Genomic DNA, 15,411 nt, shown 5'->3' with positions numbered 1-15,411 from the left:
GTCAGTCCCCCTCTCAGTCCCGGTCCCGCAGATGCTTGCCCCACATGGCCGTGTTGTCGCCCTCGACCTGGCGGTACTGCTCCTCGATCATCTTCAGCTGATCGATGACGCCCACGAGCTGCTTCTTGTAGAAGATCAGAGCGGCCAGCGCCTTCTCGGTCGTCTGCTCGTTGAACGCCTTGGAGGTCTCGCTGCTGATCGGGTCCTCGGCCCAGGGCTTCGTGGGCAGCTCGCGAACGGCTTGCTCGATCTTGGCGTCGAACTGGTCAAGTGCGTGCTCGAAGGCCTTTCTGGCCTCCGGGATGGCGGACGGCTCCACCTTCAGTTTGCGCTGCCCGAAGTCCGGGGGCAGCGAAGTACCGCCCCCACCATCCACGAGATGCACGGCACACCCTCCGTCAGTACGGCCCCCAGTGGGCCTCGTGTGCATTTGAAACGACTTTAGCTCTGATGCATGACGCGAGTGACCGGTTCCCGGTAAAAGCGGAGTACTTCTACTCACTTCGTCGCGAGCACGGCACCTGCCGCTTCAGCGAGCCCTTTGACCCGCTCACAAGCACTGTCCATAGTCGATTCGCTACCCAGTGACACGGTCACCGAAACCAGCAACATCTGCTCGTCGTTCGAGTCGAGGTAGATCTGGCACTCAGGGGTCCTCAGCCCGGACGTCCCCTTGGTGAGGTAGGCGGGGTAACCGGCGACCTTGAGCTCGGTGAGCTCGCTCTCCTTGCCGACCGTCCTCTTCAGCCTTTCGACGCCACCGTTGACCAGCGTGTCGATGCTCCAGATGAACTTGCGGTCCTCGTAGCTGGTGCCGCACCCCTTGCTGCCCTCGCCGTAGTCCGCGTCCGGCTTACCCGGCTCCACAGTGCGGATGCCGAGTGCCGTCTTCGTCTCCGGCGTGACCAGCGAGCACGGGTCCAGCGTCTTCATGTCGACGGCCTTCGGCCTGTTCACCGGGGTGCTCTTTGTGGAAGTTCCGGTCGGTGCGGTGGCGGTCTGGTCACCCGCGGACGGCGTACCGGATTCCTTCGAAGAACACCCGCTCAGGACCGCTGCCAGCACGAACAGGACGGCAAGTCGACGCATGCGGGCCAACGTATCGGATCACCACGCACGGAGTGTGCCGATTGATGTGGCACGCATCACCCATTAGGCGCATTGCCGGTCACCTCACAAAAAGGAAACCTTCTTTACGATACCCCGAGCGCCGCCGCCACCGATGCGTCGAGGAGCGACATGCTGCGCAACCGACCACTGCCAACACTGGTCGTGGCGGCGATGGGCCTGGCTTTGCTCGTGCCAGGCACCACGGCCAACGCGGGACCTGTACCCGGCACGGGAGCGGCGCTGAAGGTGGCAGCCGGCCCCGGTGCGACCTCCACCGTTCCCGACTGGCGCATGCAGAGCAGCGCCACGGCCACGCAGGCCGGGAACGTGATCTCCGGACCGGCCTATTCGGACGCCGGCTGGCTGTCCGTGCCGGCGAGGTCGACCGTGATGGCCGGCTTGATCGCCAACAACAGGTACCCGGACGTCCGGTACTCCGACAACCTGAAACAGGCCAACCCCAACGACTTCAAGGTCGCCTGGTGGTACCGCAAGGTGTTCACCGCCGACCCGCAGCCGGGCGTGAACACGTTCCTCAAGCTCAACGGCGGCATCATCTCGCGCGGTGAGATCTGGCTGAACGGCACGAAGGTCGCGGGCACCGAGACGGTCGTCGGCGCGTACCCGACGCACGAGTTCAACGTGACCTCGTTGCTGCGCAAGGGTGACAACGCGCTGGCGATCAAGGCGTCGCCGTCCGACCCGCAGAACGACCTGGCGATCCACTTCATCGACTGGGCGCAGCTGCCGCCCGACCGCAACCAGGGCATCTTCCGCGACGTGCAGTTCGCGCCGAGCGGCCCGGTGTCGCTGCGCAACCTGCGCGTCGACTCCGACCTGCCGCTGCCGAGCCTGAGCAGCGCCAAGATCACCACCAAGGTCGACGCGCGCAACAACACCGGCCAGCCGGTGAACGCCGAGGTCACCGCGACCATCGCGGGCCAGGTGTTCAAGCAGCCGGTGCAGCTGAACGCGAACCAGACCAAGACCGTGACGTTCACCCAGGACCTGCAGAACCCGCAGGTGTGGTGGCCGTTCCAGATGGGCGCGCAGCCGCTCTACCTGGCCACGCTCGCCGCGAACGTCGGCACGACCGAGTCCGACACCGCGAAGACGACCTTCGGCGTCCGCGAGGTCACGTCGAGCATCCGCGGCAGCGGCCGGCAGTTCACCGTCAACGGCAGGCCGTTCCTGGTGCGCGGCGGCGGCTGGGCGTCGGATCTGTTCCTGCGCACCGACCTGCGCTACATCGAGGACCAGCTCGACCTCGTCAAGGCGATGGGCATGAACACCATCCGGCTGGAGGGCAAGCCGGAGAACGACGAGCTCTACGACCTGGCCGACCGCAAGGGCATCATGCTGCTCACCGGCTGGGAGTGCTGCTCGAAGTGGGAGAAGTACGACTCGTTCGACGCCGAGGACAACCGCGTCGCCGGTGAGTCCGCGGAGAGCGAGGCCAAGCGCATCCGCAACCACCCGAGCATGATCGGCTTCATGATCGGCTCCGACGACGCGCCTCGCGCGGGCCTGGAGAAGATCTACCTCGACGCGCTGAAGCGGGCCGAGTGGAACCTGCCGGTGATCTCGTCGGCGAAGAACGTCAGCTCGCCGCAGCTGGGCAATCCCGGCATGAAGATGGACGGCCCGTACTGGTGGGAGCCGCCGGTCTACTGGTTCAACAAGCAGAAGGGCGGCGCGGCCGGGTTCGCGTCCGAGATCGGCCCCGGCGCGACCATCCCGGAGATGGACGAGCTGAAGAAGTTCCTGTCCCAGGGCGAGATCAACAAGCTGACCGACTACAACGCGACGCAGTACCACCTGTCGCCGTCGTCGACGTTCAACAAGCTCACCTTCTGGGGCACCGCACTCGACAACCGCTACGGCAAGCCGTCGAACGTCGAGGACTTCGTCCGCAAGGCGCAGCTCGCGAACTACGAGACGAACCGCTCGCAGTTCGAGGCGTTCGGCGACAACTTCAACGACTCCAGCAACCCGTCCACGGGCGTCATCTACTGGATGCTCAACAACGCGTGGCCGACGCTGTACTGGCACCTGTACGACTACTACCTCGCCACGGCGGGTTCGTACTTCGGCGCCAAGACCGGTCTGCGTCCGTTGCACGCCCAGTACTCCTACGACGACAAGTCGCTGGCCGTGATGAACACCAGCCTGCAGACCGCGAACAACCACAAGCTGCAGGTCACGCTGTTCAACCTCGACGGCACGCAGAAGGCCGACGAGACCCGCAACGTGAACGCGACGGCGAACGGCCCCACGAAGGTCGGCTCGCTGCCGCAGCCGAGCGGTCTGTCCACGACGTACTTCGTGCGCCTGCTGCTCAAGGACGCGGCCGGCAACGTGGTGGACCGCAACGTCTACTGGCTGTCGACCAAGGCCGACACGCTGAACTACGGCGGCTCCACCTGGTACCACACGCCGCAGTCCGGCTACGCGGATCTGAAGGGCCTCAACACGTTGAAGCCCGGCACGGTGTCCTCCACCGTGTCCACCGCACCGGCCGGTGACGACAAGCAGGTGACGACCGTGACGGTGAAGAACACCGGCAACTCCGTGGCGTTCTTCGTGCGGGCGTCGTTGCGCAAGGGCCAGGGCGGTGCCGAGGTGCTGCCGACGCAGTGGAGCGACAACTACGTGACGCTGTGGCCTGGCGAGACCCTCACGCTCAAGGCCGAGTACCGCAGTTCCTCGCTCGGCTCCGCGCAGCCGGTCGTGGAGATCTCCGGTCACAACGTGGCGAAGAAGTCCTTCAGCTAGAGGTCTCCACGCAGGAGGCTGTCGATGTTCTCCGGCGGGCCAGGGCGGGCGAAGAACCAGCCCTGGCCCGTGTCACATCCCAGCCTCAACAGTCGTGCGGCCTGAGCGGGCGTCTCCACGCCCTCGGCCGTGACGCCCAACGACAACGCGTGCGCGAGCTGCACCAGCGTGGCGACGATCTGCGAGTCGACGGGGTCTTCCTCGTTCTCGGCGCGCAGGCCCTCCATGAACGAGCCGGCGATCTTCAGCTCGTGCACGGGCAGGTGCTTCAGGTACGCCAGGTTCGAGTAGCCGGTGCCGAAGTCGTCGATCGCGATGCGCACACCCATGTCGCACAACGACCGCAGCGCCTCCAGCGGCTCGTCCGCGGTGCCCATGATCGCCGACTCGGTCAGCTCCAGCTGCAGGTGGTGCGGCGGCAGCGCGCACTCGTCCAGGATGCGCTTGACGTCGCGCACCAGCTCGGGGTCGCGGGACTGCCGCACGGCCAGGTTCACCGACACGAACGGTGCCGCGTCACCGAACTCCACCAGCCAGCGCCGTGCTTCCTCGCACGCCTTGCGGAGCACCCACCGTCCTAACGGGACGATCAGGCCGGTCTCCTCGGCGAGCTCGATGAACCGGTCCGGCGCGAGCCGCCCGAACTCCGGGTGTTGCCAGCGGACCAGCGCCTCGACGCCGGTGACCGTCGAATCCTCCAGGCGCACCAGCGGCTGGTACTCGACGTAGAACTCGCCACGTTCCAGGGCCCGCGGCATCGTGGCGGACAACGTGAACCGGGCGACCTCGCGGGCGTTGCGCTCCGGGTCGTACAACGCCCAGCGCGCCTTGCCGTCCGCCTTCGCCCAGTAGAGCGTGATGTCCGCGTCGCGCATCAGGTCAGCGGACGTCGTGCCGGACAGCTGCCGTTCGACGATGCCGATGGAGGCCGACACGGACAGCTCGTGGCCCGCGATGCGGATCGGCGCCTCCAGCTCGGTCAGCACCCGGTCCGCGACGTCGACGATGTCCCGTTCGCCCGACGAGCCCTCGACCAGGATCACGAACTCGTCGCCGCCCATGCGTGCGACCAGCTTGCCCTCGCCGGAGACGGAGTGGTCGAGCCTGCGCCCGACCTCGACCAGCAACTGGTCGCCGACGTCGTGGCCGAGCGAGTCGTTGATGACCTTGAAGCCGTCCAGGTCCAGGTAGCAGAGGCCGGCCCGCAGGTGCCTGCCGCGGTTGTTGAACACCCGGCCGAGCCGTTCCAGGAACAGCGCCCGGTTCGGCAGGCCGGTCAGCGGGTCGTGCAGCGCCTGGTAGCGCAGCCGGTTCTGCAGCAGGTGCCGATCGGTGACGTCCTCGATCATCGCCACCTGGTACTGCGGCTCACCGTGGTCGTCACGGACCAGCGACAGCGTCAGGTGCGTCCACACCTGCTCGCCGTCGGCGCGGTGGAACCGCTTCTCGGCCCGGTAGTGGTCGCACTCGCCCGCGATGAGCTGGTCGTAGAGCCGCCACACGCTGCCCGCGTCCTCGGGGTGCATGAGGTCGCGCACGTTGTACTGGCGCATCTCCTCGACGCTGAACCCGAGCATGTCCTGCAGGGCCTGGTTGACGTCCAGGATCCGGCCGTCGATGTCGGCGATGCCGATGCCGATCGCGGCCTCGGTGAACATCGCGCGGAACCGGGCCTCCGAGGCGCGCAGCATCGCCTCTGCCTGGTCGCGGGCGTCCAGGACGGCCGCCCTGATCGCCTCCTGCTCGGCGAGCGTGCGTTCCCGCAGCGCGCGGGCGTACCCGGCGGCCAGCGCGCCCTGCAGGGCGGCCAGGCGGGAGTGCAGGCGCTCATCGGCCGCGGCGTCCAGCTCGACCAGCAGGTCGTCGCCCAGGAGCTGGATGGTGCGGCCCAGCGTGTCCGTGCCGGTGAAGTGCGCGTCGACCAGCCGTGAGCCGATCTCGTAACCGGGCGCCGTGCGGAACGGGCTCGCGAACAGCGCCTCGACCAGCATCTCGGTGAGATCCTGCAGGTGCTGGGCGACCTCGGCGCGGGTCATCGGCACGTAGCTCGACCCGATCACGGCCGTGGCCCAGCTGCGCGCGAACGACTCGGCACCGGCCAACACGGCCGGGTCCAAAGGCGAGCGGTCGTCACGCACCCGGTGGTCAACCCGTTCGGTCATCTGTTCGGCCCTAACGCCACGAACGCGCAGCATACGGGCGGTCGCCGTGTGGAGTCACCTCTACACCTTCCGGCCTACCGCGCAGAACCCGGGAAACGATCTCTCGGCCCCGTCGAGATCGTCCGGCGACTGCGGACGCCAGGCGGGTAACCGCACCACACCGGGCTCGACCAGCTCGAAACCGTCGAACAGGCGGGCGACCTCGACCTCGTTGCGCAACGTCGTGTTCGTGACGCTGCGCTCGTACAGCCGGCGCGCCTCCCGCCACTCGTCCGTTTCCTCCTCGGCCTCGTAGCCTGCGTGGGAGATGGCGAGGAAGCTCCCGGGAGCGAGCCGGTCGCGGTAGCCGCCGATGATGTCCAGCGGCTTCTCCTGGTCCGACACGAAGTGCAGCAGCGCGATCATCAACACCCCGATCGGCTCCTCGAAGTCGAGCAGGTCGTTCACCTCGACGGAGGCCAGCACGGCCGCCGGGTCCCTGATGTCCGCGTGCAGCACGCTCGCCTGCTTGTTGCCGTCGAGCAGCGACCGGCTGTGCGCGACGGCGACCGCGTCGATGTCGACGTAGACGACCTTGGCCGCGGGGTCGACGGACTGGGCGATCTCGTGCACGTTGCCCACGGTCGGGATGCCGGAACCGAGGTCGAGGAACTGCCGGACACCCCTGCCGAGCAGGTAGCGGACGGCCCTGCCCAGGAACGCGCGGTGGTTCAGGACGATGCCGCGCAGGTCCGGCATCTTCTCCATGGCCTGCTGAGCGACCGCGCGATCGGCGGCGAAGTTGTGGGCGCCGCCGAGCCAGTAGTCGTACACCCGCGCGACACTCGGCCGTTCCAGGTCGATGTCGCCCGGCGCCCAGTGCGGCCGCTCCACCCGCTCACCTCATCCGCGTCCGGACCGTTCCAGCACATTGTGCACCGCTGACTTGGCAGAATGCCGACCTCGTGAGGAAAAGATTGCTGCTGTCGACCATTCTCGCGTCAATTGGCGTGTTTCTGCTGGTCGGCGGCGCGCTGCTGCTGATCGACCCCGGCGCGCCGAAGCACGAGGCGATCAAGACCGGCGGCCTCGCGGGCGGCGCCATCATCGCGCTCTACGCGTTGTGGCTCAACGACCGGCGCCGCAAGGTCGAGGAAGCCCGCCAGGAGCTCGAAGGCCAGCGCATCGAACACGACAGGTCCCGCGTGGCCGACGAACGGTTCGCGCGCGCCGTGGAGCTGCTGGGGCACGAAGCGGCCCAGGTGCGGGTGGGCGCCATGCACGCTCTCGCCGGCCTCGCGAAGTCCAGGGTCGAGTACGCGCAGACCGTGCTCGACATCCTCTGCGCGTACCTGCGCCGCCCGTACACGAAGACCAAGAACGACCCCGAGGAGATCGAGCTGGAGGTCAGGCTCACCTCGCAGCGGCTGATCGAGGACCTGCTGCCGCGCCTCGAGGAGGAGAACCCGCCTCTCTATGATCTCAACCTCACGAAGGCCCACCTGGAGTTCATGGATCTGTCGTACCGGCAGGTCGGCGACCTGTACATGCGGGTCGCGCGCTTCGAGGACTCCAACTCGTTCCACCACATGAAGATCCACGGCCACTTCTACGTGACCGAGGCCGAGATGAACGGCCGGTTCCACATGCACCACACCGAGATCCGCGGCAAGGCTTGGTTCAGCCGGTTCAAGTCGCGGGGGCTCGCCATCTTCACGGACACGAAGTTCCTGGGAGAGACCAAGTTCACCGGCTCGGAGTGGGCGGACGTGAAGGCCGACGGCCGTACGTTCGCACTGGAAGCCGATCTTCCGGAAGCGTGGAGGAACTGACGTGAAGTGGCTTACCGCGGTGCTGATGGCCGCACTCGTGACGGTGGGAACCGGCTACGCGCTGTACCTCGTCGACGCCCCCGCCATCGAGCTGGTGAAGACCGCGGGGGTGGCGGGCGGCGCCATCGTCGCCCTGTACGCGTTGTGGCTCAACGACCGCAAGCACTTCCTGGAGAGCGAGAAGGTCGCCGACGAACGGTTCGCGCGCTCGGTCGAGCTGCTCGGCAACGAGGCGGACCAGGTGCGCGTGGGCGCCATGCACGCGTTGGCGTGGCTGGCGGAATCCACGCCGCGCTACCGGCAGACCGTGCTGGACGTGCTGTGCGCGTACCTGCGGCGGCCGTTCGTGCACCCCGCACACAAGAAGCGCCCTGACGATCCTGACCAGGCCTTCCTCGACGTGGAGCACGCGATCCAGCTGGAGCACCAGGTCCGGCTCACCGCCCAGCGGTTGATCAAGGACACGTTGTCGTGGCGGAAGCAGCGCAGGTACAAGCACTACAACCTGGACCTGACGGGCGCGACGCTCGAGTACTTCTCGCTGGACGGCAGGCACGTCAACCGGCTGGTCGCCCGGCGCGCGCAGTTCTACGGCATCACGAACCTGCGCAACGTCCACGTGCAAAGCGTCGCGCTGTTCTCCGGCGGCTCGTTCCACGGCAGGCTGCAGCTGTCCAACGGCAACTTCGAAGGCGGGGTCTCCTTCCAGGAAGTCACGTTCGCCGGCGAGGTCGAGCTGAGCAAGCAGGACATCGGCGTCGCGAAGGTCGGCCGGTTCTTCCACCCGTCGCCGAAGCCGCCCGCCGAGCAGACCGGTGAGATGACGGTGTTGAAGGAGACCGAGTTCCGCGCACCCGCGACCGGCTGGCAGCTAACCGACGGCACGGAGGCGGCCGGACTTGGCCTCGGCGACCATGTCGAGCAGAACGCTCGCGGCAGCGCTGACGGTGTTGCTGGTGACGACCACCGTCTCGGCAACGGGCAGGTCCCCGCGAAGGCCGACGAAGCACGCACTGTCGGTCTTGACGGCGAAGGACTGCGGGACTAGCGCCACCCCGAGGCCGAACCCGACGAAGTCGAGCAGCGAGTGCACGTCGTTGACCTCGACCGCCACCCGCCGTTCGACACCGGCGGCGGCAAGCGCGCGGTCGGCCTCGTCGCGCGTGCCCCAGTCGGCGTTGAAGTCGACGAACGACTGCGCGGCGAGTTCTTCGAGTGCGACGGAATCCCTTGCGGCGAAGGGACTTTCCAGCGCGCATGCGAGCACCAGCGGTTCCGCGGCCAAAGTGGACACTCGCAGGTCGTCCGCGATCTTCGGCTGACGCGTGACGAACGCGAGGTCGAGCCGGCCCGCGCGGACCTCCTCGACGAGCTCGGCGTTGCCGGACTGGCGCATCCTGATCTCCACGCCGGGGTGCAGTTCGTGGAACCGCGCGAGCACCGCGGGCAGGTGCACGACGTGGAGGCACTGCAGGCTGCCGACGGACAACGTGCCGCGCAGCAGCCCCTGCACCGCAGCGACCGCGTCGCGGGCCGACTCGATGCTGCCGAGCGCGCGGCGGGCCTCCGGCAGCAACGCCCGGCCTGCCTGGGTGAGCTCGACCTGCCGGGTGGTGCGCAGGAACAGCGGCGCGCCGAGCTCCACCTCCAGGGCGCGGATCGACGCCGAGAGGCCGGACTGGGCGACGTGCATCCGGCGCGCGGCCCGCGTGAAGTGCGATTCCTCGGCGACCGCGAGGAAGTACTCCAGCTGTCTGAGTTCCAAGATTCATCACCCACGGTGCTTAATGAGATCACTTCTTTGCGTTGGACAGCTTAATCGAACTGGTCCAGAGTGGTCTTCATGCAGAAGCGTCGTATCGGAGAAGTGGAAGTCAGCGCCATCGGCCTGGGCGGCATGCCCATCTCCGTCCAGGGGAGGCCGGACCGCGCACAGGCGATCGAGACCGTCCACGCCGCACTGGACGCCGGCGTGACGTTCATCGACACCGCCGACGCCTACTCGCTCGACGACACCGACTTCGGCCACAACGAGGAGCTGATCGCCGAGGCGTTGCGAGGCCGTTCCGAGGAGGTGTTCGTCGCGACCAAGGGTGGTCACACCCGCGTGCCCGGCGGCGGCTGGGAACTCGACGGACGCCCGGAGTACCTGCTCAAGGCCGTCGACGGGTCGCTGCGGCGGCTCGGGGTCGACCAGATCTTCCTGTACCAGTTCCACCGGCCGGACCCGAAGACGCCGATCGCCGAGTCGGTCGGCGCGCTGAAGGAACTGCTGGACAACGGCAAGATCCGGTACGCGGGCGTGTCGAACTTCAACCCGGACGAGATCAGCCTGGCCAACGAGATCCTGGGCGGGCGCCTCGCGGCCGTGCAGAACCAGTTCTCGCCGTCGTACCGGTCGAGCGAGCCGGAGCTGGAGCTGTGCGACAAGCTCGGCATCGCCTTCCTGCCGTGGAGCCCGTTCGGTGGCATCGGCAAGGCGGGCGCGTTGAGCGGTCCGTTCAAGGAGGTCGGTGACGCGCACGGGGTGAGCGCGCACCAGGCCTGCCTGGCGTGGATGCTGGCGAAGTCCGAAGTGGTAGTCCCCATTCCGGGTGCTTCCCGGCCCGCGAGCATCCAGGATTCCGCCGCGGCCACCCACCTGGAGTTGACCAGCGAAGAGCTGCGCCGCCTGGACGGGTGACCCCTGTGGCAAATTAGGACAAATGGTCGCACGATCTAGTCCATGCGGACCTTGATCAGCATCGTGGCGATCGTCGCCGGCCTGTCGCCGGCCCCCGCGTCCGCGGCGCCCTTGCCAGAGGGCTCCGCGGACCATTTCGCGGGATCTCAGATCCTCAAGCACGAGGGCGACGAGTATTCGAAAGCGGAGACATCACCGCCGACGGAGGGCAAAGTGCCCGGCATGGACGTCAGCAGCCACCAGGGCGACGTCGACTGGAAGTCCTCTTGGGACAAAGGGGCCCGGTTCAGCTACGTGAAGGCGACCGAGGGCACCCACTACCGGAACCCGAAGTTCACCCAGCAGTACAACGGTTCCTACAACGTCGGCATGATCCGCGGCGCGTACCACTTCGCGCTGCCCAACCGGGCCGACGGCGCGGCGCAGGCGAACTTCTTCGTCAGCAACGGCGGCGGCTGGTCGTCCGACGGCAGGACGCTCCCGCCGGCGCTGGACATGGAGTACAACCCGTACGGCGAGACCTGCTACGGCATGGACCAGGCCGCGATGACCGCCTGGGTGAAGGCGTTCAGCGACACGGTCTTCGCCCGCACCAAGCGCCATCCGGTCATCTACACGTCCACGAGCTGGTGGAACAAGTGCGTCGGCGGTTCGGTGAAGTTCGGCGAGAACAACCCGCTGTGGGTCGCGCACTACAACGCGAAGCTCGGGCCGTTGCCGGTCGGGTTCGAGTTCCACACCATCTGGCAGTGGCAGGCGGCCGGGCTCTTCCCCGGCGACCAGAACCTGTTCAACGGTCAGTTCGAGCAGCTGCAGCGCATCGCGACCAGCTGAAAAGGGCCCCGTCGACGACGGGGCCCTCTCCTTGCGTTCTCGCTCAGTCGAACAGCGCCGGGAGGGTCCCCTCCCAGGCTTCGCGCAGCTCGTCGAGCGGCAGCTGACCGAGGTCCTGGATCTCCAGGGAGCCGGACTCCGGGTCGACGACGCCGACCTTGCGCCACGGCAGACCGCGCGCGGTGCACATGTCGCTGAAGCGCTGCTCCTCCGTGCGCGGCACGGCGACCAGCACGCGACCGGCGGACTCGCTGAACAGCTCGGTGAACAGGTCGCCCTCGAGGAAGACCCGCGCACCCGTCTCGCCGATCAGGCAGGTCTCGACCAGCGCCTGGGCCAGACCGCCCTCGGCCAGGTCGTGCGCGGCGGAGATCATGCCGTCGCGGGAGCCCGCGACCATGACCTCGCCGAGCAGCTTCTCACGCTGCAGGTCGGCCTTCGGCGGCAGACCGCCGAGGTGGCCGTGGACGACGTGCGCCCACTCCGACCCGCCGAACTCCGCGCGCGTCTCGCCGAGCAGCAGCAGCGTCTCGCCGGCCTCGGCCCCGATCCCGGTGGGGATGCGGCGCCGCACGTCGTCGATCACGCCGAGCACGCCCACGACCGGCGTCGGCAGGATCGCCGTGGAGCCGGTCTGGTTGTAGAAGCTGACGTTGCCGCCGGTGACCGGGATGCCCAGCTCGACGCAGCCGTCCGCGAGACCCTTCACGGCCTGCTCGAACTGCCACATGACCGCCGGGTCCTCCGGCGAGCCGAAGTTGAGGCAGTTCGTGACGGCGACCGGCGTGGCACCGGTGGCGCTCACGTTGCGGTAGGCCTCGGCCAGCGCGAGCCGCGCACCCTCGTACGGGTCGAGCTTGGTGTAGCGGCCGTTGCAGTCCGTCGAGAGAGCGACACCGCGGTGCGTCTCCTCGTCGATCTGGATCATGCCGCCGTCGCTGGGCTGCGCCAGGACGGTGTTACCGCGGACGTACCGGTCGTACTGCTGGGTGACCCACCTCTTGGAGGCCAGGTTGGGGCTGGCCGCCTGGCTCTTGATGAGCGCGAGCAGCTCGTCCTTCGCCGGCTTCGCGAGGCTGTCCGGCGTGTCGGCCTGCAGCGCGTCCTGGTCGGCCGGCCGCTGGATCGGCCGGTGGTAGACCGGGCCCTCGTGGGCGACGGTGCGCGGCGGCACGTCCACGACGACCTCGTCGTGGTATGTGATCACCAGGCGATCCCCGTCCGTCACCTCACCGATCTCGGTGGCGATGACGTCCCACTTGCGGCAGACCTCCATGAACGCCTCGACGTTCGCCGGTTCGACGACCGCGCACATGCGTTCCTGGGACTCGCTGGACAGGATCTCCGCCGGGGTCATGCCGGTGGCCCGCAGCGGGACGCGCTCGAGCCACACGTGCATGCCGCCGTCACCCGCGGACGCCAGCTCGCTCGTGGCGCAGGACAGGCCCGCGCCGCCGAGGTCCTGGATGCCGACGACGATGCCCTTCTCGAACAGCTCGAGCGAGCACTCGATCAGCACCTTCTCGGTGAACGGGTCGCCGACCTGGACCGACGGCAGCTTCTTGCGCTTGCCGGCCGAGTCGTCGAAGGTCTCGCTCGCGAGGACGCTGACGCCGCCGATGCCGTCGAGGCCGGTGCGCGCGCCGTAGAGGATGACCTTGTTGCCGGTGCCCGATGCGTGCGCCAGGTGCAGGTCCTCCACGCGCATGGAACCGACGCACAGCGCGTTGACCAGCGGGTTGCCCTGGTAGGTCTCGTCGAAGACGACCTCACCACCGATGTTGGGCAGACCGAGGCAGTTCCCGTAGCCACCGACGCCCGCGACGATGCCGGGCAGCACCCGGCGCGTGTCCGGGTGGTCCGGCTTGCCGAAGCGCAGCGGGTCCATGACCGCGAGCGGCCGCGCACCCATCGCGAGGATGTCGCGCACGATGCCGCCGACACCCGTCGCCGCACCCTGGTAGGGCTCGACGTAGGACGGGTGGTTGTGGCTCTCGGCCTTGAACGTGATCGCCCAGCCGTCACCGATGTCGACGACGCCGGCGTTCTCACCGATGCCCGCGAGCATCTTGCTGCGCATCTCGTCGGTCGTGGTCTCGCTGAAGTACTTCAGGTGGACCTTCGACGACTTGTACGAGCAGTGCTCGCTCCACATGACCGAGTACATCGCGAGCTCGGCGTCGGTGGGACGGCGCTTCAGGATCTCCTTGATGCGCGCGTACTCGTCGTCCTTCAGGCCCAGCTCCTTGTAGGGCTGCTCCTGGTCGGGCGTGCTTTCCGCGTTCTTCACGGTGTCGATGCTCATGCCTTCACCACCGAGTCGAGCAGGGACAGGAACATGCCCAGTCCGTCGTCGGTCGGGCCGGTGAGCGCGTCGATGGCGTGCTCGGGGTGCGGCATGAGGCCGACGACGTTGCCCTTGGCGTTCGTGATGCCCGCGATGTTGTTGCGGCTGCCGTTCGGGTTCTCGCCGACGTACCGGAACACGACCCGGCCGTCGCCTTCGAGCTCCTTGAGGGTCTCTTCGTTGGCCTGGTAACCACCCTCACCGGACTTCAGCGGCACGAGGATCTCGGCGCCTTCGTCGTAGCGGGTCGTCCACGCGGTCGAGTTGTTCTCGACCTTGAGCCACTGGTCGCGGCACACGAAGTGCAGCTTGTGGTTGCGGACGAGCGCGCCCGGCAGCAGGTGCGCCTCGGCGAGGATCTGGAAGCCGTTGCAGATGCCGAGGACGGGCATCCCCTTGTTCGCGGCCTCGATCACTTCCTGCATGACCGGCGCGAACCGGGCGATGGCACCGCAGCGCAGGTAGTCACCGTACGAGAACCCGCCGGGCACGATGACCGCGTCAACGCCCTTGAGGTCGTGATCCCCGTGCCACAGCGGCACGGCCTCACCGTCCGCGTACTTCACGGCCCGCTGCGCGTCGATGTCGTCGAGCGTGCCGGGGAAGGTGATGACACCGACCCTCATGCCTCGACCCTGCGCACGGTCCAGTCCTCGATCACGGGGTTGGCGAGGAAGGTCTCTGCGATCTTGGCGAGCGTGGCGTCGTCGACGTCGTCGGCGACCTCCAGCTCGAAGTGCTTGCCCTGGCGGACGGCGGTGATGCCGTCAAACCCAAGGCGCGGCAGCGCGTTCGCCACCGCCTGGCCTTGCGGGTCGAGAATTTCGGGCTTCGGCATGACGTCGACGACGACTCGGGCCACGACAGACTGCTCCCGGGTTTGAGGGGGCTGGCGGTACTCCGGGAGCCTACCTGACCTGCTTGTTCATCAACTCGACAGGTGTTCGGAGGCACACCTTCACCCTGCTCCACCATCGGGTGAACGACCTTGCCTCGGTCCGGCGGTTTGGTAGTCTTGAGTCAGCTTCGGCCCGTAAGCCGGAGAAGTGAGCACGGTGCCCGTCCGGACGGTCGGCCGCCGTGCTTCGCGCTTTCTAGGGCAATCTCGTGTCAACGACGTTGCCCATCAACGGCCGAACGCGGCGCAGCCAGTCCCCGCCGGCGCCGTAGCACCACGCGACGATGTCGGCGATCCACAGCAACGGATCGTTCTCGCTAGGCAGGTGCTCGTAGAACAGGCCCGTGCCCCATGCGGACTTGCCGAGAGCGGTTCGAATGGTCAGCAGATCGTGGTCGTCACGAACTTCGCGACTGTCGAACACCAACCGCGAGACGCCGACTTTCAGCAGGTCGTCGGTCAGTCGTGCAACGCACGTCTGCCGAGCCCGCTCTTCGCCCTTCCGGCAACACGCGAGATAGATGTCGACGTGAACCGTAGCTGGGGCCAGAGCGGACAGGATCTGTTTGCGGCGAGCTGGGGCCTCCTTCTTGAAGTGCAGCTCACGCTGATTCGGCATGCGCAGTCCCATGAGCAACTTGCGCAGCTTGGTCAACTCGCCTGGGTCGACGACAGCTGCGGCCAGCAGGTAGGTGTGGTTTCGCCGCGACTCGTCGACGAATGCATAAAGAAGTCCAGCCGATCGAGCGCGTTCTGCTGAACGGAGAACCGCTGGCAGAACCGGCGCAGCC

At 67.5% G+C, this 15,411-nt stretch carries 13 protein-coding genes; 4 read left to right on the top strand and 9 right to left on the bottom strand.

Annotation, left to right across the window (positions count from 1 at the left end; genetic code table 11):
• Nucleotides 1-13: 13 nt before the first annotated feature.
• Nucleotides 14-385 carry a transcriptional regulator gene (locus ACIA8G_RS23890; RefSeq protein WP_396420868.1) on the bottom strand — a complete coding sequence of 124 codons (372 nt, stop codon included), beginning with the start codon at nt 383-385 and terminating at the stop codon, nt 14-16.
• A gap of 113 nt (nt 386-498) precedes the next feature.
• Entirely contained in the window at nt 499-1,089 is a 591-nt protein-coding gene (locus ACIA8G_RS23885) for a DUF3558 domain-containing protein (protein ID WP_396420867.1), read from the bottom strand.
• 150 nt (nt 1,090-1,239) lie between these two features.
• On the opposite strand from ACIA8G_RS23885, the gene ACIA8G_RS23880 reads away from it, so the two are divergent.
• Nucleotides 1,240-3,885 (top strand): glycosyl hydrolase 2 galactose-binding domain-containing protein, encoded by a 2,646-nt coding sequence (locus ACIA8G_RS23880; RefSeq protein WP_396420866.1) that lies wholly within the window; start codon nt 1,240-1,242, stop codon nt 3,883-3,885.
• On the opposite strand, the gene ACIA8G_RS23875 is transcribed toward ACIA8G_RS23880, so the two are convergent.
• Nucleotides 3,882-6,047 (bottom strand): putative bifunctional diguanylate cyclase/phosphodiesterase, encoded by a 2,166-nt coding sequence (locus ACIA8G_RS23875; protein WP_396420865.1) that lies wholly within the window; start codon nt 6,045-6,047, stop codon nt 3,882-3,884. The genes ACIA8G_RS23880 and ACIA8G_RS23875 overlap by 4 nt on opposite strands.
• A gap of 60 nt (nt 6,048-6,107) precedes the next feature.
• Nucleotides 6,108-6,920 carry an SAM-dependent methyltransferase gene (locus ACIA8G_RS23870; protein ID WP_396420864.1) on the bottom strand — a complete coding sequence of 271 codons (813 nt, stop codon included), beginning with the start codon at nt 6,918-6,920 and terminating at the stop codon, nt 6,108-6,110.
• 71 nt (nt 6,921-6,991) lie between these two features.
• Here ACIA8G_RS23870 and ACIA8G_RS23865 point away from each other — a divergent pair, with 71 nt between their 5' ends.
• Nucleotides 6,992-7,858, top strand: coding sequence for a hypothetical protein (locus ACIA8G_RS23865; RefSeq protein WP_396420863.1), 867 nt, complete (start codon nt 6,992-6,994; stop codon nt 7,856-7,858).
• 871 nt (nt 7,859-8,729) lie between these two features.
• Here the strand turns inward: ACIA8G_RS23865 and ACIA8G_RS23860 are convergent.
• Nucleotides 8,730-9,623, bottom strand: coding sequence for a LysR family transcriptional regulator (locus ACIA8G_RS23860; RefSeq protein WP_396420862.1), 894 nt, complete (start codon nt 9,621-9,623; stop codon nt 8,730-8,732).
• A 78-nt stretch (nt 9,624-9,701) separates the two neighbouring features.
• Here ACIA8G_RS23860 and ACIA8G_RS23855 point away from each other — a divergent pair, with 78 nt between their 5' ends.
• Nucleotides 9,702-10,541 carry an aldo/keto reductase gene (locus ACIA8G_RS23855; protein ID WP_396420861.1) on the top strand — a complete coding sequence of 280 codons (840 nt, stop codon included), beginning with the start codon at nt 9,702-9,704 and terminating at the stop codon, nt 10,539-10,541.
• Nucleotides 10,542-10,583: 42 nt separating this feature from the next.
• The gene (locus ACIA8G_RS23850) at nt 10,584-11,375 is read left to right on the top strand and encodes a lysozyme (protein ID WP_396420860.1); all 792 of its coding nucleotides are present in this window, start codon (nt 10,584-10,586) and stop codon (nt 11,373-11,375) included.
• A gap of 43 nt (nt 11,376-11,418) precedes the next feature.
• Here the strand turns inward: ACIA8G_RS23850 and purL are convergent, their stop codons facing one another.
• The 4 genes from purL to ACIA8G_RS23830 form a co-directional block, all read right to left on the bottom strand.
• Nucleotides 11,419-13,680 (bottom strand): phosphoribosylformylglycinamidine synthase subunit PurL, encoded by a 2,262-nt coding sequence (purL, locus tag ACIA8G_RS23845; protein ID WP_396420858.1) that lies wholly within the window; start codon nt 13,678-13,680, stop codon nt 11,419-11,421.
• Nucleotides 13,677-14,348 (bottom strand): phosphoribosylformylglycinamidine synthase subunit PurQ, encoded by a 672-nt coding sequence (gene purQ, locus ACIA8G_RS23840; RefSeq protein WP_396420857.1) that lies wholly within the window; start codon nt 14,346-14,348, stop codon nt 13,677-13,679. Before purQ ends, purL begins: the two co-directional genes overlap by 4 nt.
• Nucleotides 14,345-14,584 carry a phosphoribosylformylglycinamidine synthase subunit PurS gene (gene purS, locus ACIA8G_RS23835; RefSeq protein WP_030465889.1) on the bottom strand — a complete coding sequence of 80 codons (240 nt, stop codon included), beginning with the start codon at nt 14,582-14,584 and terminating at the stop codon, nt 14,345-14,347. The genes purQ and purS overlap by 4 nt, the downstream gene beginning before the upstream one ends.
• Before the next feature lie 232 nt (nt 14,585-14,816).
• Nucleotides 14,817-15,275 carry a hypothetical protein gene (locus tag ACIA8G_RS23830; protein ID WP_396420856.1) on the bottom strand — a complete coding sequence of 153 codons (459 nt, stop codon included), beginning with the start codon at nt 15,273-15,275 and terminating at the stop codon, nt 14,817-14,819.
• Between the last annotated feature and the right edge of the window lie 136 nt (nt 15,276-15,411).

This window comes from Lentzea sp. NPDC051213, from assembly GCF_044455585.1.
In the GTDB taxonomy this organism is placed as follows: domain Bacteria; phylum Actinomycetota; class Actinomycetes; order Mycobacteriales; family Pseudonocardiaceae; genus Lentzea.
Note: the sequence above shows the minus strand (reverse complement) of the source record. Positions and strands in the feature narration are given on the sequence as shown.